Raw genomic sequence first — 15,761 nt, 5'->3', positions numbered from 1 at the left:
CGCTCCCACGAGGAGGTGCCGTCATGACGGTCATGGAGCAGCGGGGCGCGTACCGGCCCACACCGCCGCCCGCCTGGCAGCCCCGTACCGACCCCGCGCCGCTGCTGCCCGACGCCGAGCCGTACCGCGTGCTCGGCACGGAGGCCGCCGCGCACGCCGACCCCGAGCTGCTGCGCACGCTGCACGCCCGGCTGGTCCGCGGGCGGCGGTACAACACGCAGGCGACGGCGCTGACCAAGCAGGGCCGGCTGGCCGTCTACCCCTCCAGCACCGGCCAGGAGGCGTGCGAGATCGCCGCCGCGCTGGCCCTCGAGGAGCGGGACTGGCTCTTCCCCAGCTACCGGGACACGCTGGCCGTCGTCGCCCGCGGCGTCGACCCCGTCGAGGCCCTCACCCTGCTGCGCGGCGACTGGCACACCGGGTACGACCCCTACGAGCACCGGGTCGCCCCCCTGTCGACACCGCTGGCCACCCAGCTGCCGCACGCCGTGGGCCTCGCGCACGCCGCCCGGCTCAAGGGCGACGACGTGGTCGCGCTCGCCATGGTCGGCGACGGCGGCACCAGCGAGGGCGACTTCCACGAGGCGCTGAACTTCGCGGCCGTCTGGCAGGCGCCCGTGGTCTTCCTGGTGCAGAACAACGGCTTCGCGATCTCCGTGCCGCTCGCCAAGCAGACCGCCGCCCCGTCGCTGGCCCACAAGGCCGTCGGCTACGGGATGCCGGGCCGCCTGGTCGACGGCAACGACGCGGTGGCCGTGCACGAGGTCCTCTCCGACGCCGTGCGCCGCGCGCGCGGGGGCGGCGGTCCCACGCTGGTGGAGGCGGTGACGTACCGCGTGGAGGCGCACACCAACGCCGACGACGCCACGCGCTACCGGGGCGACGCCGAGGTCGAGACCTGGCGCCGGCACGATCCGATCGACCTGCTGGAGCGGGAGCTGACCGACCGGGGTCTGCTCGGCGAGGACGCCGCCCGGGCCGTCCGCGAGGACGCCGAGGCCATGGCCGCGGACCTGCGCGCCCGTATGAACCGGGACCCGGAGCTGGACCCGATGGACCTGTTCGCCCACGTCTACGCCGAGCCCACCCCGCACCTGCGCGAGCAGCGGGCGCTGCTGCGCGCGGAGCTGGAGGCCGCCGCCGAGGCGGAGTCCGGAAACGAGCCGGGTACCGGCACCGGCCCGGAAGGGACCCGCCGATGACCACCGTCGCCGCCAAGCCGGCCACCATGGCACAGGCCCTCACCCGGGCACTGCGCGACGCCATGGCCGCCGACCCGGCCGTGCACGTCCTCGGCGAGGACGTGGGCGCCCTCGGCGGCGTCTTCCGCGTCACCGACGGCCTCGCGAAGGAGTTCGGCGAGGACCGCTGCACGGACACCCCGCTCGCCGAGGCCGGCATCCTCGGCACCGCCGTCGGCATGGCGATGTACGGGCTGCGCCCGGTCGTGGAGATGCAGTTCGACGCCTTCGCCTACCCGGCGTTCGAGCAGGTCGTCAGCCACGTCACCAAGATGCGCAACCGCACGCGCGGCAGGATGCCCCTGCCGCTGACCATCCGCGTCCCCTACGGCGGCGGCATCGGCGGCGTCGAGCACCACAGCGACTCGTCGGAGGCGTACTACATGGCGACTCCGGGGCTCCATGTCGTCACGCCCGCGACCGTCGCCGACGCGTACGGGCTGCTGCGCGCGTCCATCGCCTCGGACGACCCGGTGGTCTTCCTCGAACCCAAGCGCCTGTACTGGTCGAAGGACGCCTGGAACCCCGAGGAGCCCGCACCCGTTGAACCGGTGGGCCGCGCGGTGGTGCGGCGTTCCGGCCGGAGCGCCACACTCATCACGTACGGGCCGTCGCTGGCCGTCTGCATGGAGGCGGCCGAGGCGGCCCGGGCCGAGGGCTGGGACCTCGAAGTCGTCGATCTGCGCTCCCTGGTGCCGTTCGACGACGAGACGGTGTGCGCTTCGGTGCGGCGGACGGGACGCGCGGTCGTCGTCCACGAGTCGGGCTCCTTCGGGGGCCCGGGCGGGGAGATCGCGGCCCGGGTCACGGAGCGCTGCTTCCACCACCTGGAGGCGCCGGTGCTGCGTGTGGCCGGGTTCGACATCCCGTACCCGCCGCCGATGCTGGAGCGCCACCACCTGCCCGGTGTGGACCGGATCCTGGACGCCGTGGGGCGTCTTCAGTGGGAGGCCGAAAGCTGATGGCACAGGTGCTGGAGTTCAAGCTCCCGGACCTCGGTGAGGGGCTCACCGAGGCGGAGATCGTGCGCTGGCTGGTCGAGGTCGGCGAGGTGGTCGCCGTCGACCAGCCGGTCGTCGAGGTCGAGACGGCCAAGGCGATGGTCGAGGTCCCCTGCCCGTACGGCGGCGTGGTCACCGCCCGCTTCGGCGAGGAGGGCGCGGAGCTGCCCGTCGGCGCGCCCCTGCTGACGGTCGCGGTGGGCGAGGGGGCCGCCGGGCCGGAGCGGGACTCCGGGGCGGACGGCACCGCCGAGCAGACCGGTGCGGGGGAGCCCGCGGCCCGGGACGGCGGGGCCGCGGAGCCCCGGTCCGAGGGCTCCGGCAACGTCCTGGTCGGCTACGGCACCTCCGAGGCGCCCGCGCGGCGGCGCAGGGTGCGTCCGGTGCGGCCGGGGCCCGCCGCCGTCGGCGGCGCGCCGGCGAACGGGCGGGCCGTGCGCGCCGCCGAACCGGAGGGACCGGTCCCCGTCATCTCCCCGCTGGTCCGCAGGCTGGCCCGGCAGAACGACCTGGACCTGCGCGAACTGACCGGCTCGGGACCCGACGGACTGATCCTGCGGGCGGACGTGGAGTACGCGCTGCGGGCGGCCACCGCCCGGGGCGGCCGTACGGCGGCCCAGGACGGGGTGGCGGCCCGGATGCCAGGCGCCGCGGCGCCGGTGTCCTCCGCGCCCCGGCCGGGCGGCATCCGCACCCCGCTCAAGGGCGTGCGCGGCGCCGTCGCCGACAAGCTCTCCCGCAGCCGGCGCGAGATCCCCGACGCGACCTGCTGGGTGGACGCCGACGCGACCGAGCTGATGCGGGCGCGCACCGCGATGAACGCGGCGGGCGGACCGAAGATCTCCCTCGTCGCCCTGCTGGCCCGGATCTGCGCGGCCGCCCTGGCCCGCTTCCCGGAGCTGAACTCCACGGTGGACACGGAGGCCCGGGAGGTCGTCCAGCTCGACCACGTGCACCTGGGCTTCGCCGCCCAGACGGACCGGGGGCTGGTCGTGCCGGTCGTCCGGGACGCGCACGCGCGGGACGCCGAGGGGCTCACCGCCGAGTTCGCCCGGCTGACCGAGGCGGCCCGCGCGGGCAGGCTGACGCCCGGTGAACTGACCGGCGGCACCTTCACCCTGAACAACTACGGCGTCTTCGGCGTCGACGGCTCCACGCCGATCATCAACCACCCCGAGGCGGCGATGCTCGGCGTCGGCCGCATCGTCCCCAAGCCGTGGGTGCACGAGGGGGAGCTGGCGGTGCGTCAGGTGGTCCAGCTGTCCCTCACCTTCGACCACCGGGTGTGCGACGGCGGCACGGCGGGCGGTTTCCTGCGCTACGTGGCGGACTGCGTGGAGCAGCCGGCGGTGCTGCTGCGCACCCTGTGACGGACGTGCGGGGGAGGACGCGCTGATTGCGCGGTCTCCCCCGCATTCCCTGTGATCGCGCAGGGCCCCATACTCGGGGGGTGACCGCCTACGAGCCCTCCGGTGAGCCCGGCGCGGGCCCCGGCCCCGCCGGGTACGACGCCGTCGTGCTCGCGGGCGGGGCCGCCCGGCGGCTCGGCGGCGCCGACAAGCCCGGCCTGCGCGTCGGCGGGCGCGCGCTTCTCGACCGGGTCCTCGCGGCCTGCGCCGGGGCGCGGGCCACCGTCGTCGTCGCCGCTCCCCGGCCCACCGTCCGCCCGGTCGTCTGGGCCCGCGAGGACCCGCCCGGGGGCGGACCACTGGCCGCCCTCGCCGCCGGACTGCGGCTCACCGAGGCCGAGTTCGTCGTGGTGCTCTCCGCCGACCTGCCGTTCCTCGGCGGACCGACCGTCGCGCGGCTGCTGTCGGTGCTCGCCGCGAGCGACGCGGACGGCGTGCTGCTCACCGACGCGGACGGCCGGGACCAGCCCCTGGTCGCCGCCTACCGCACCGCCGCCGTACGCCGCGAACTGGCCGCGCTCGCCGGGGAGAAGGGCCAACAGGCGGCTCTCGCGGGGATGCCCCTGCGCCGCCTCACCGGCGCTCTCCGGCTCGCGCGGGTCCCCGACGCCGTGGCCTCCTTCGACTGCGACACCTGGGACGACATCGCCACCGCAAGGGCACGCATCAGGGAGCATGGTCACGTGTTGGATGAATGGATCTCCGCAGCCAAGGACGAGCTGGGCATCGACCTCGACGTCGACACCCACCTCCTGCTCGACCTCGCGCGCGACGCCGCCCACGGAGTGGCCAGGCCGGCCGCGCCGCTGACCACCTTCCTCGTCGGCTACGCCGCCGGGCGGGCCGGGGGAGACCCCGAGGCGGTCGCCGAGGCCACCCGCAAGGCCGCGGCCCTCGCCCGGCGGTGGGCGGAAGAGGCCACCGACGCCCGTCCGGAGGCCTGATGGTCTCCCCCGGCACCCGGGCCGACGACGAGGACCTCGGCGTCGAGGAGGCGCTGGCCCTCCTGAAGGAGAGCCCCCGCCGACCGCAGGAGGACCCTGGGCCCTCCCATGGCGGTCCCGGGCCCTCGCACGGCGACCCCGGGCCTTCGCACGGCGACCCCGGGCCTTCGCAGGGCGGTTCCGGGCCTTCGCAGGGCGGTTCCGGGCCTTCGCACGGCGACCCCGGGCCTTCGCAGGGCGGTTCCGGGCCTTCGCAGGGCGGTTCCGGGCCCTCGCACGGCGACCCCGGGCCTTCGCACGGCGGTCCCGGGTCTTCGTACGGCGATCCCGGCCCCTCCCATGGCGACGCGGGCCCCGCGCACGACGGCCCCGGCCCCTCCCGTGGCGGCCCCGGCGGGCCCTCGCACGGCAACGCCGCCGGTCCTTCCCGCGCCGAATCCGGACCCTCCCACCGCGGGTCCGACCCCGCTCACCGCGGATCCGGCACCTCCCGGGGCGCCCCCGGCTCCTCCCCCGGCGCCCCCAGCTCCTCCCCCGGCGCCCTCAGCTCCTCCCCTGGCGCCCACCACCGCGCGACGCCCTGGCCCGACGCGCGCGCCGTCGCCGAGCGGGCGGCCCGCTCCGCCGCCCGTGCCGCCCGCCGCGAGCCGGTCTCCGTGCCGCTCGACGGGGCCCTCGGGCTCACCCTGGCCGCTCCCCTGACCGCCCTCACCGACCTGCCCTCCTTCGACACCTCCGCGATGGACGGCTGGGCCGTCGCCGGGCCGGGCCCCTGGGCGGTGCGCGACGAGGGCCTCCTGGCCGGCCACGCCGAACCCGCGCCCCTCACCGACGGCGAGGCCGCCCGGATCGCCACCGGCGCCCGCATTCCCCCGGACACCACGGCCGTCCTGCGCACCGAGCACGGCCGCACCGACGACCGGGGCCGGCTCCACCCCGTCCGCGGGGTCGTCCACGGCCAGGACATCCGCCCGCGCGGCCAGGAGTGCCGGGGCGGCGACCAGCTGCTGCCCCTGGGCACCCTCGCCACCCCGCCCGTGCTCGGCCTCGCGGCGGCCGCCGGGTACGACACCCTCACCGCCGTCCCCCGCCCCCGCGTCGACGTCCTGGTCCTCGGCGACGAACTGCTCACCGGGGGCCTCCCGCACGACGGCCTGATCCGGGACGCGCTCGGCCCGCTGCTGCCGCCCTGGCTGCGGGCGCTGGGCGCCGCGGTCCGCACCGTCCGCCGCATCGGCGACGACGCCGGGGCACTGGAACGCGCCGTCACGACCTCCGACGCCGACCTGGTCGTCACCACCGGGGGCACCGCCGCCGGCCCCGTCGACCACGTCCACCCGATCCTGCGCCGGATCGGCGCCGAGCTGCTCGTGGACGGCGTCAAGGTGCGCCCGGGCCACCCCATGCTGCTGGCCCGCCTCAAGGACGACCAGCACCTCGTCGGGCTGCCCGGCAATCCCTTGGCCGCCGTCTCCGGCCTGATCACCCTCGCCGAGCCGCTGCTGCGCACGCTCGCCGCCCGCCCGGCACCCGAGCGGTACGCGCTGCCGCTGCGGGACGCGGTGCACGGGCACCCCCACGACACCCGGCTCGTCCCCGTCGTACTGCGCGACGAGGGTGCCGTGCCGCTGCACTACAACGGCCCGGCCATGCTGCGCGGCATCGCGGCGGCGGACGCGCTGGCCGTCGTACCCCCGGGCGGAACGCGGTCGGGTCAGGAGGCGGAGCTGCTGGACCTGCCCTGGGCGACCGCCGGAATCGGAGTGTGTTTCACGTGAAACTTCCGGGCCAGGACGCGATCGCCCGCCAGGCGGACGAGCACCTCGTGACCCACCGGGTGAAGCTCCCCAGGAAACTGGTCGAGCACCCGATCCGCCAGGTCGCCAAGCGGCTCTCCCTGGCCCTGGTGGTGCTGGTCGCGACGGCGTTCATCGTCTACGCCGACGCCGACGGCTACAACGACAACTCCGACGGCTCGATCGATCTCCTCGACGCCTTCTACTACGCCACCGTCACCCTCTCCACCACGGGGTACGGCGACATCACCCCGGTCAGCGACGCCGCCCGGCTGACCAACATCTTCCTCATCACACCGCTGCGCGTGCTGTTCCTGATCATCCTGGTCGGCACCACGCTGGAAGCCCTCACCGAGCGCACTCGGGAGGAGTGGCGCCTGAACCGCTGGAGGTCCACCTTGCGCGATCACACCGTCGTCGTCGGCTTCGGCACCAAGGGGCGGTCGGCGATCCAGACCGTCTGCGCGACCGGGCTGCGCAAGGAGCAGGTGGTGGTGGTCGACCCGAGCGGCAAGGCCATCGAGGCGGCGACGGCGCACGGCTACGCGGGCGTGATAGGCGATGCGACGCGCAGCGACGTGCTCAACCGCGCCGAGCTGTTCCGCGCGAAGCAGATCATCATCGCCACCCAGCGCGACGACACGGCCGTCCTGGTGACGCTGACGGCCCGGCAGCTCAACCGGGGCGCGAAGATCGTGGTCGCGGTCCGCGAGGAGGAGAACGCGCCGCTGCTGAAGCAGTCCGGCGCCGACGCGGTGATCACCAGCGCCAGCGCCGCGGGCCGGCTGCTCGGGCTCTCGGTGCTCAGCCCGGCCGCCGGCATGGTCATGGAGGACCTGATCAGCCAGGGCAGCGGGCTCGACCTCATCGAACGGCCCGTCATAAAGGCCGAGGTGGGCAAGCAGCTGCGCGAGGTGGACGACCTGGTGGTGAGCGTGCTGCGGGGGCACCGGGTGCTCGGGTACGACGACGCGGCCGTCGGCGGACTGGAGCTGACGGACCGGCTGATCACGATCGTGCGGGCGACGCCGACCACCCAGGTGGCGCCCGACGCCCGCCCGCTGCCCCGCGACTGACGCGGCCTCCGCGATCGCGGACCCGCTACTTGCGGTTGTAGAGCCGCATCGTGACCGGGCCGAAGACCAGCAGCAGCACGCCCGCCCAGCCCAGCGTCCAGGCGATCTCGACGCCCGGCCACTCACCCGCCATCAGACCGCGCACCGCGGACGCCAGGTGGGTGATCGGGCTGTTGTTGACGAAGGCCTGCAGCCAGCCCGGCATGGTCTTCGGGTCGACGAAGACGTTGGACAGGAAGGTGAGCGGGAAGATCACCATCATGCTGACGCTCATCACCGACTTCTCGGTGCGCATCATCAGCCCGAACATGGTCCAGATCCACGAGAAGGCGAACGAGAAGACCAGCAGCAGCGCGATGCCGGCCACCACGCCGACGAACCCGCCGTCGGGCCGGTAGCCGAGCAGCAGACCGACCGCCAGCATCACGACGGAGGCGATGGTGTACCGCAGGGCGTCGCCGAGCAGGTAGCCGACCATCGCCGAGGGGCGCCAGATCGGCAGCGAGCGGAAGCGGTCGAAGACGCCCTTCTCGATGTCGACGTTCACCGAGATGCCCGTGTACATCGTGATCATCACGACCGACATCACGAGGATGCCCGGCAGGACGAACTGGATGTAGTCACCGGGCGAGCCCGCCAGCGCACCGCCGAAGAGGTACGTGAACATCAGCAGGTTCATGATCGGGAACGCGGTGACGTCGAAGAGCTGCTCCGGCACGTGCTTGATCTTGAGGATCGCGCGCCAGCCGAAGGTCACCGACGTGGACAGGGCGCTGGGCCGGGGCGGACGCTCCTTGGCCACCAGCAGCGCCGCCAGGGAGTCGGCGCTGACCGGGGTCAGTTCCCTGCTCTCGGGGGTCGTGGCCGTGCTCATGCCGCCACCTCGTCCTTCTTGTCAGTGCCGGTGCCGGAGCCGGTGCTCTGGCCGGTGTCGTGGCCGGTCAGGGCCAGGAAGACCTCGTCGAGGCTGGGCTGTCCCAGGGAGAAGCTGTCGACGGTGATGCCGGCCCGGGCCAGCTCGCCGAGCGCCTTGGCGGCCTGGTCCGCGGCCGTGTCGCCGGACGCCGCGGCGAGGCGCGCGCTCAGCGCGACCGGGTCGGGATCCGGCTGCACCTCGGCGACCAGCAGGTTCCGCAGCAGCCGCTCGGCCTCCGGGCGCTCCTCGGCGTCCCGCAGCCGCAGATGGACGGAACCGGCGCCGACGGACGCCTTCAGCTCGCCCTTGGTGCCCTCGGCGATCACCTTGCCCTTGTCGATCACCGCGATCCGGGACGCCAGCTGGTCGGCCTCGTCCAGGTACTGCGTGGTGAGCAGCACGGTGGTGCCCTGGGCGACGACCGCGCGCACGATGTCCCACACCTGGTTGCGGCTGCGCGGGTCGAGTCCGGTGGTGGGCTCGTCGAGGAAGAGCAGGTCGGGGGTGTTGAGAATGGACGCGGCGATGTCGATGCGCCGCCGCATGCCGCCCGAGTAGTGCTTGACCTGCTTGGCGGCGGCGTCCGTCAGTCCGAAGGCGGCCAGCAGCTGCTCGCCCCGCTCCCGCGCGGCCGCCTTGCCGTGACCGAGGAGCCGGCCCAGCAGGACCAGGTTCTCCGTGCCGGTGAGGTCCTCGTCCACGGAGGCGTACTGACCGGTCAGGCTCACCCGGCTCCGCACCTCGTCCGCCTCGCGTACGACGTCGCGGCCGAAGACCCGGGCCTCGCCGGCGTCCGGCCGCAGCAGGGTCGCGAGCATCTTCACCGTGGTGGTCTTGCCCGCGCCGTTCGGGCCGAGGACTCCGTAGACCGTGCCGGCGGGTACCGAGAGGTCCACCCCGTCCACGGCCCGGGTGTCACCGAACGTCTTCACCAGTCCCGCGGTCTCGATCGCGGGGTCGGACGTGTGCGTGCTCATGCTGGTGGTCCTTCCGCCTTCTTGGGCTACGCATGGGGAGACCTTTACCGTCGCGCAAACTCATCGGTCGCGCGAAGGGATTTCCGCGAGGACGGTCCCAAAGTCGCAAGGGGGTCCGTCGGGGGACTGAGGCAGGGGGCCGCAGGAGTAGCGTCGCCCCCATGCATGCGATCACGATTTCCGAACCCGGAGGCCCCGAGGCGCTGGTCTGGGCCGAGGTCCCCGACCCGGTGCCCGGCGACGGCGAGGTCCTGGTCGAGGTGGCGGCCAGTGCCGTCAACCGCGCCGACATCATGCAGCGCCAGGGCTTCTACGACCCCCCGCCCGGCGCCTCCCCGTACCCCGGCCTGGAGTGTTCCGGGCGGATCGCCGCGCTCGGACCCGGCGTGTCCGGCTGGGCCGTCGGCGACGAGGTGTGCGCCCTGCTCTCGGGCGGCGGCTACGCCGAGAAGGCCGTCGTCCCGGCCGGCCAGCTGCTGCCGGTGCCCGCGGGGGTCGGCCTCAAGGAGGCGGCGGCGCTGCCCGAGGTGGTCTGCACGGTCTGGTCGAACGTCTTCATGGTCGCCCACCTGCGCCCCGGCGAGACCCTCCTCGTGCACGGCGGTTCCAGCGGCATCGGCACCATGGCGATCCAGCTCGCCAAGGCGGTCGGCGCGCGCATCGCCGTGACGGCGGGCACGCCGGAGAAGCTGGAGCGCTGCGCCGAGCTGGGCGCCGACATCCTGGTCAACTACCGCGAGCAGGACTTCGTCGCCGAGCTGAAGGACGCGACGGGCGGTGCGGGCGCCGACGTGATCCTCGACAACATGGGTGCCAAGTACCTCGACCGGAACGTGCGGGCCCTCGCGGTGAACGGCCGGCTCGCGATCATCGGCATGCAGGGCGGCCGGAAGGGCGAGCTGGACATCGGCACGCTGCTCGGCAAGCGCGCCGCCGTGAGCGCGACCTCGCTGCGGGCCCGGCCGCCGGAGGAGAAGGCCGCCATCGTCGCCGCCGTGCGCGAGCACGTGTGGCCGCTGTTCGCCGGCGGGCACGTCCGCCCGGTCGTCGACCGCGAACTCCCGATGAGCGACGCGGCCGGCGGCCACCGGGTGGTGGAGGAGAGCGGGCACATCGGCAAGGTGCTGCTGGTCACCGGAGCCTGACGCTCCCGGCAGCCCCATACGCGCCCCTGCGCCTACGCCCGGCGCAGGCGCAGGCCCACGAAGGCCATGGCGAGGCCGAGGCCGATGAGGACCAGTCCGCTGCCCAGGGGGAGCACCCGCGGCACGGGCCCGTCGGCGGCGGTGCGCGTCCCGTCCCCGGACCGGGCCGGGGACGGGGTGGCGGAAGGCACCAGGGCGGCCTCCCCGGGCGGCCGCGCGGTGGCCGGGTCCTCGACGGGGCCGTCGCCGTCGCCCCGCGTCCCGGCGACGTCCTGGTCGGCGCGGTCCTCGCCCGGGCCGCGCTCCTCGGCCCGCCCCGGCCGCTGCCTGCCCTCGCCCGGCACGCTCCCCGCCCGCGACGGCTCGGCCCGTGAGGTGGGTGAGGTGCCCGAGGTGTCCGCACCGTCCGGGGTGCCCGAGGCGTCCGGCGCCGAGGCGGCCGCCGAGCGGCCGGGCGCCGAGGGGGAGGCGGGACCCCCTGGCTTCGCCGAGCCGTGCTCCCTGCCGTCCCCAGGCCGGGAGTGCGCGGCGGAGGGTGCCGCGGGCCCGGCGTCCGGACGCCCCGGACGCTCCGGACGGCCGGGGCGTTCGTGGCCGCCGGCCTGTCCCGGACGCTCGTGACCTCCCCGACCGTCCTGACCGCCGGCGTCGTCCGGGCGGGCGGGCGCCGCCCCCGGCACCGCTCCGTGGCCCGGTCCGGAGGGCGACGGCGCCAGAGCGGCCCCCACCGCGGCGGGCCCGGCGGCGTGCACCGCCCCCGCCCCGTACGGCGACACCAGCGTGCCGACCCCCAGTGCCCCCACCAGTCCCGTCGCCCGCAGTGTGCGCAGCCATGGAGTCACGTCCGTGACCCCCTCCCGGTGTACCCAGTCGTGGAAAATCGACGGAACAAGCCTCACACCGGGCGCCTGTTCCGGCATTCCGGGCGCCGCCGAACGCGCCGCGGCACCTCCGGGAGGGGGCACCACCCGTCCGGGCCGCACGGGTGCGCGACAATGGCTGCATGGAGATGCCGAGGAACGACAGGTCGCCGGAGAACCCCCAGATCCTGGTCGTCGGCCAGGACGGTATGGCGCTGGGCGGCGGCGGGGACGACGACTCCCGGGAGGTCCCGGTGACCGAGCAGGTGGAGCAGCCCGCCAAGGTCATGCGGATCGGCAGCATGATCAAGCAGCTGCTGGAGGAGGTGCGGGTCGCGCCCCTGGACGAGGCGAGCCGCGCCCGGCTCAAGCAGATCCACGCCAGCTCGGTGAAGGAGCTGGAGGACGGGCTGGCCCCGGAGCTGGTCGAGGAGCTGGAGCGGCTTTCGCTGCCGTTCACGGACGGCGCGACCCCGACCGACGCGGAGCTGCGGATCGCGCAGGCGCAGCTGGTCGGCTGGCTGGAGGGCCTGTTCCACGGCATCCAGACCACGCTGTTCGCCCAGCAGATGGCCGCGCGGGCCCAGCTGGAGCAGATGCGCCGCGCCCTGCCGCCGGGTGTCGTCCCGGAGGGCGAGGAGCCCCCGCAGCCGGGCGGCCGCTCGGGCGGCCCCTACCTCTAGTCCGGTGGTCCGGTAGTCCGGAGGTCCGGTGGTCCGGAAAGGACGAAGGGCCCGGCAGCCTTGGCTGCCGGGCCCTTCGCGCGTCTCAGGCGCTCACTCGGAGGCCGGGTTGCCCGTCGAGACCTTGAGCTGGATCTCCGGCATGTCCTCCGGGTCCACGTCCGTGCCGGCCGCCGGGAACTGGTCCCGGATCGAGCCTTCGCCGTACGTGTTCTCGTCGACGTTCACGACCTTCATCCGCCAGCCCGCGGCGTTGAAGCACTCCTTGACCGAGCCGATGTACTTGAACGTGAAGTCCGGCACCTTGATCTTGTCGGGGTCGTTGTACGACTCCTCCGGCTCGGTGCACTCGTCCTTCTCGATGATCTTCGTCTTGTCCGGCCCGCGGTAGCCCGCCGCCTTCTCCGTCGAAGCCGAGGCGCTGGGGGAGTTTCCGGCCTCGGGGTCGTCACCGCCGCCGCCGTTCATCAGCAGCGCGGCGACCAGTCCGCCGACGGCGAGGACGGCGACCACGATCGAGCCGATGATCACCGGCTTGTTGTTCCTGCCACCGCCGCCGGAGGCCGGGGCCGAGGGCGTCAGGTTGTACGGCGGCGGCGTGGACGCGCCCTGCTGCCCGTGCTGCCCGTGCCCGTGCTGCCCGTAGGGCGCCGCCGTCTGGTAGCCGCCCTGCTGCGGGTAGCCGTAGGCGGGCGAGTGCGGGCCGGGTGCCGGGGTGCCGTACGGGTTCGGGGCCGGCGTCGGCTGGTACGGGGTCTGGACGGGCCCGGTGGGCGCCGGGGCCGCCTGGTCGACCGGCGGGAAGACCGCCGAGCCGACACCCGCGCCGCTCGCCGCGGCGGCGCCGGGCACGATGCTCGGCGGGGCCGCGTGGAAGGACTGCGCCACCCGCAGGCACTCGTCCCGCATGGCCTCGGCGCTCGGGAAGCGTTCGTTCGGGTTCTTCTTCAGGGCGCGGGCCACCAGCGCGTCCACCGCCGGGGGCAGCGACCGGTTGACCGAGGACGGAGCCACCGGCTCCTCCTGCACGTGCGCGTACGCGATGGCCAGCGGCGAGTCGGCGTCGAACGGCAGCCGCCCGGTGACCAGTTGGAACAGCATGATGCCGACCGAGTACAGGTCGGAGCGGGCGTCCACGCCGCGGCCGAGGGCCTGCTCGGGGGAGAGGTACTGCGGGGTGCCGACCACCATGCCGGTCTGCGTCATCGAGGTGACGCCGGACTGCATGGCGCGGGCGATGCCGAAGTCCATGACCTTGACCACGCCGCGCTTGGTCATCATCACGTTGCCCGGCTTGATGTCGCGGTGGACCAGGCCCATCTCGTGGCTGATCTCCAGGGCCGCCAGCACGTCCGCGGTGATCTTCAGCGCCTTGTCGGCGGGCATCGCGCCCTGCTGCCGGACGTCCTCGTCGAGCACCGAGCCCAGCGGGCGGCCCTCGACGTACTCCATGACGATGTACGGCGTCGTCATGGAGTCCAGCTCGTCCTCGCCGGTGTCGAAGACGGAGACGATGTTGGTGTGCGTGAGCTTGGCCACGGCCTGGGCCTCGCGGCGGAAACGCTCGCGGAAGGCCTGCTCCCGGCCCAGCTCGGTGTGGAGCGTCTTGATCGCGACCTGGCGGTCGAGGACCGAGTCGTACGCCAGGTGCACGGAGGCCATGCCGCCCTCGCCGAGCAAGTCGCGCAGCTGGTAGCGGCCGCCGGCGAGCGCGCGCCCCGCGTACCGGCCCTGTCCGGCGTCCTGGCTCATGATTCTGCGTCCCCCATAGGCGCCGCGGCGCCGGTGGCAGCGGCACGCGCGCTCGTGATCGAAAGTGCGATTCCCGGCCAAGTCTGCCCGAGGGCACTGACACGTCAAGCGCGGTGCCCGTTCCGTGACCGTACGCGAAAGAAGCGTCGCGGAAGCGTTACAGCCGCCGTACCGCCGGTACACAGAATTTGCACGACAGTACGGAACCAGGGTTTCATGACCGGTCCGTCTCATGTCCGGTCCCGGCCCCCCATCCCGGACCGGAGGCCGCCGTGGAGGCTGTAGCGTGGCCGACGGAGACCGTAACAACACCGCGCGCACCGCGGGCAGAAACGACGGCGAGGACTGATGGCACAGCAGCAGCGCGCCCAGGGCCCGTCCGATCCCGAGGCGAATGGCGGCGGTATGGCTGACGCGCCGGAGACCTGGGGCAACGGCGGCCTGGTCGGCGACGGCCGGTACCGGCTGACCCGCAGACTCGGCCGGGGCGGCATGGCCGAGGTGTTCGCCGCCGAGGACGTCCGCCTGGGCCGCACCGTGGCCGTCAAGCTGCTCCGCGCCGACCTGGCCGAGGACCCGGTCTCCAAGGCGCGCTTCACGCGCGAGGCCCAGTCGGTGGCCGGTCTCAACCACCACGCGATCGTCGCCGTGTACGACTCCGGCGAGGACTTCGTCGGCGGCCAGTCCGTGCCGTACATCGTGATGGAGATCGTCGAGGGCCGCACCATCCGCGACCTCCTCCTGAACGCCGAGGCGCCCGGCCCCGAGCAGGCGCTGATCATCGTCTCCGGCGTCCTGGAGGCCCTCGCCTACTCGCACCAGCACGGCATCGTGCACCGCGACATCAAGCCGGCCAACGTCATCATCACCAACAACGGCGCGGTCAAGGTGATGGACTTCGGCATCGCCCGCGCCCTGCACGGCGCGTCCACGACGATGACGCAGACCGGCATGGTCATGGGCACCCCGCAGTACCTCTCCCCGGAGCAGGCCCTCGGCAAGGCCGTCGACCACCGCTCCGACCTGTACGCGACGGGCTGCCTGCTCTACGAACTGCTAGCGCTGCGCCCGCCGTTCACCGGCGAGACCCCGCTCTCGGTGGTCTACCAGCACGTCCAGGACATCCCGACGCCCCCGTCCGAGGTCTCCGACGCGACCCCGCCGGAGCTGGACGGCCTCGTGATGCGCTCCCTGGCCAAGGAGCCCGACGACCGCTTCCAGACCGCCGAGGAGATGCGCGGCCTGGTCCAGTACGGGCTGCAGATGCTCTACGAGCAGGGTGGCCACACCGGCACCTGGAACACCGGCCCGGTCACCGCGCACGACGGCCGGCACACGCCGGCGGCCGGTCTCGCGGGCACCTCGGTGATGCCGCACTCCGACCACGGTCCGGGCACCGCCCAGATCCCGCAGCCGATCCTGCCCGGCCGCTACGGCGGGGGCGACGACGGCGGCTTCGAGGGCAGCGGCAACAAGGGCAGCGGCCGCGGCAAGCTCTGGATACTGGCCGTCCTCGCGGTCATCGCCATCGCGGCCGGCGTCGCGCTCGCGCTGAACAACGGCGACGGCGGCAAGGGCGGTCCCGAGACCGACAAGAGCCCGTCCGCCAGCACGTCGGAGAGCACCGGCGGCGAGTCGCCCAGCCCCTCGCCCAGCGACGAGGAGACGCAGGAGACCACCGACCCGGGCACGGAGCAGGGCAACGGCGGGGGCGGCACCGGCGACGGCGGTTGGACGCCGTCGTACACCCCCTCGTACACGCCCTCGCAGAGCCAGACCGAGGAGCCGACCGGCGACCCCACCGGCGATCCGACCGGTGACCCGACCGGCGATCCGACGACGCCCACGGGCGACCCGACCGGGCCGACGAGCGACCCGACCGGCGGTCCGACGGGCGGCACGGAGGGCGGCGGCGGGACCGGCGCTCCGGGCGGCGACGACGGCAGCGACGGCTGATCACA

13 protein-coding genes are annotated in these 15,761 nt (G+C 74.3%); 9 read left to right on the top strand and 4 right to left on the bottom strand.

Annotated elements, in window-relative coordinates:
* Positions 1-23: 23 nt before the first annotated feature.
* The 6 genes from pdhA (at position 24) to IE108_RS01705 (ending at position 7,467) form a co-directional block, all read left to right on the top strand.
* Complete coding sequence (gene pdhA / locus IE108_RS01735; protein ID WP_064728857.1) at positions 24-1,202, top strand: pyruvate dehydrogenase (acetyl-transferring) E1 component subunit alpha; 1,179 nt, start codon at positions 24-26, stop codon at positions 1,200-1,202.
* Positions 1,199-2,203, top strand: coding sequence for an alpha-ketoacid dehydrogenase subunit beta (locus IE108_RS01730; protein WP_064728858.1), 1,005 nt, complete (start codon positions 1,199-1,201; stop codon positions 2,201-2,203). The genes pdhA and IE108_RS01730 overlap by 4 nt, the downstream gene beginning before the upstream one ends.
* Positions 2,203-3,612: a dihydrolipoamide acetyltransferase family protein gene (locus IE108_RS01725; protein ID WP_064728859.1), complete on the top strand. Its 1,410-nt coding sequence runs from the start codon at positions 2,203-2,205 to the stop codon at positions 3,610-3,612. Before IE108_RS01730 ends, IE108_RS01725 begins: the two co-directional genes overlap by 1 nt.
* An 80-nt stretch (positions 3,613-3,692) precedes the next feature.
* A complete protein-coding gene (locus tag IE108_RS01720; RefSeq protein WP_064728860.1) occupies positions 3,693-4,595 on the top strand; it encodes an NTP transferase domain-containing protein in 903 nt (300 codons plus the stop codon).
* Between the two features lie 62 nt (positions 4,596-4,657).
* The gene (locus IE108_RS01710) at positions 4,658-6,373 is read left to right on the top strand and encodes a molybdopterin molybdotransferase MoeA (protein ID WP_373296891.1); all 1,716 of its coding nucleotides are present in this window, start codon (positions 4,658-4,660) and stop codon (positions 6,371-6,373) included.
* Positions 6,370-7,467, top strand: a complete 1,098-nt coding sequence (locus tag IE108_RS01705; RefSeq protein WP_064728861.1) for a potassium channel family protein — start codon at positions 6,370-6,372, stop codon at positions 7,465-7,467. Before IE108_RS01710 ends, IE108_RS01705 begins: the two co-directional genes overlap by 4 nt.
* A 25-nt stretch (positions 7,468-7,492) precedes the next feature.
* Here the strand turns inward: IE108_RS01705 and IE108_RS01700 are convergent, their stop codons facing one another.
* Both IE108_RS01700 and IE108_RS01695 read right to left on the bottom strand, forming a co-directional pair.
* A complete protein-coding gene (locus tag IE108_RS01700; RefSeq protein WP_064728862.1) occupies positions 7,493-8,341 on the bottom strand; it encodes an ABC transporter permease in 849 nt (282 codons plus the stop codon).
* Positions 8,338-9,360 carry an ATP-binding cassette domain-containing protein gene (locus tag IE108_RS01695; RefSeq protein WP_064728863.1) on the bottom strand — a complete coding sequence of 341 codons (1,023 nt, stop codon included), beginning with the start codon at positions 9,358-9,360 and terminating at the stop codon, positions 8,338-8,340. Before IE108_RS01695 ends, IE108_RS01700 begins: the two co-directional genes overlap by 4 nt.
* Before the next feature lie 161 nt (positions 9,361-9,521).
* Between IE108_RS01695 and IE108_RS01690 the strand changes: the two genes are divergently transcribed.
* Positions 9,522-10,505 (top strand): NAD(P)H-quinone oxidoreductase, encoded by a 984-nt coding sequence (locus IE108_RS01690; RefSeq protein WP_064728864.1) that lies wholly within the window; start codon positions 9,522-9,524, stop codon positions 10,503-10,505.
* Positions 10,506-10,537: 32 nt separating this feature from the next.
* Here IE108_RS01690 and IE108_RS01685 read toward each other — a convergent pair whose 3' ends face one another.
* Positions 10,538-11,347, bottom strand: a complete 810-nt coding sequence (locus IE108_RS01685; RefSeq protein ID WP_079163585.1) for a hypothetical protein — start codon at positions 11,345-11,347, stop codon at positions 10,538-10,540.
* Positions 11,348-11,508: 161 nt separating this feature from the next.
* Here IE108_RS01685 and IE108_RS01680 point away from each other — a divergent pair, with 161 nt between their 5' ends.
* Positions 11,509-12,048, top strand: coding sequence for a bacterial proteasome activator family protein (locus tag IE108_RS01680; RefSeq protein WP_064728866.1), 540 nt, complete (start codon positions 11,509-11,511; stop codon positions 12,046-12,048).
* A gap of 93 nt (positions 12,049-12,141) precedes the next feature.
* Here the strand turns inward: IE108_RS01680 and IE108_RS01675 are convergent, their stop codons facing one another.
* On the bottom strand, positions 12,142-13,800 hold the full coding sequence (locus tag IE108_RS01675; protein WP_064728867.1) for a protein kinase domain-containing protein: 1,659 nt from the start codon (positions 13,798-13,800) through the stop codon (positions 12,142-12,144).
* 348 nt (positions 13,801-14,148) lie between these two features.
* Between IE108_RS01675 and IE108_RS01670 the strand changes: the two genes are divergently transcribed.
* Positions 14,149-15,756 carry a protein kinase domain-containing protein gene (locus tag IE108_RS01670; RefSeq protein ID WP_079163586.1) on the top strand — a complete coding sequence of 536 codons (1,608 nt, stop codon included), beginning with the start codon at positions 14,149-14,151 and terminating at the stop codon, positions 15,754-15,756.
* Positions 15,757-15,761 lie beyond the last annotated feature (5 nt).

Origin of the sequence: Streptomyces parvulus (assembly GCF_014648855.1) — a bacterium.
Classification (GTDB): Bacteria; Actinomycetota; Actinomycetes; order Streptomycetales; family Streptomycetaceae; genus Streptomyces; species Streptomyces parvulus.
This window is presented reverse-complemented; position numbering and strand designations above follow the sequence as displayed.

What these genes read in the sequence shown, in the direction of transcription:
- pdhA (WP_064728857.1), top strand. Translation starts at nt 24, where the DNA reads ATGACGGTCATGGAGCAGCGGGGCGCGTACCGGCCCACACCGCCGCCC.
- IE108_RS01730 (WP_064728858.1), top strand. Translation starts at nt 1,199, where the DNA reads ATGACCACCGTCGCCGCCAAGCCGGCCACCATGGCACAGGCCCTCACC.
- IE108_RS01725 (WP_064728859.1), top strand. Translation starts at nt 2,203, where the DNA reads ATGGCACAGGTGCTGGAGTTCAAGCTCCCGGACCTCGGTGAGGGGCTC.
- IE108_RS01700 (WP_064728862.1), bottom strand. Translation starts at nt 8,341, where the DNA reads ATGAGCACGGCCACGACCCCCGAGAGCAGGGAACTGACCCCGGTCAGC.
- IE108_RS01695 (WP_064728863.1), bottom strand. Translation starts at nt 9,360, where the DNA reads ATGAGCACGCACACGTCCGACCCCGCGATCGAGACCGCGGGACTGGTG.
- IE108_RS01690 (WP_064728864.1), top strand. Translation starts at nt 9,522, where the DNA reads ATGCATGCGATCACGATTTCCGAACCCGGAGGCCCCGAGGCGCTGGTC.
- IE108_RS01680 (WP_064728866.1), top strand. Translation starts at nt 11,509, where the DNA reads ATGGAGATGCCGAGGAACGACAGGTCGCCGGAGAACCCCCAGATCCTG.
- IE108_RS01675 (WP_064728867.1), bottom strand. Translation starts at nt 13,800, where the DNA reads ATGAGCCAGGACGCCGGACAGGGCCGGTACGCGGGGCGCGCGCTCGCC.
- IE108_RS01670 (WP_079163586.1), top strand. Translation starts at nt 14,149, where the DNA reads ATGGCACAGCAGCAGCGCGCCCAGGGCCCGTCCGATCCCGAGGCGAAT.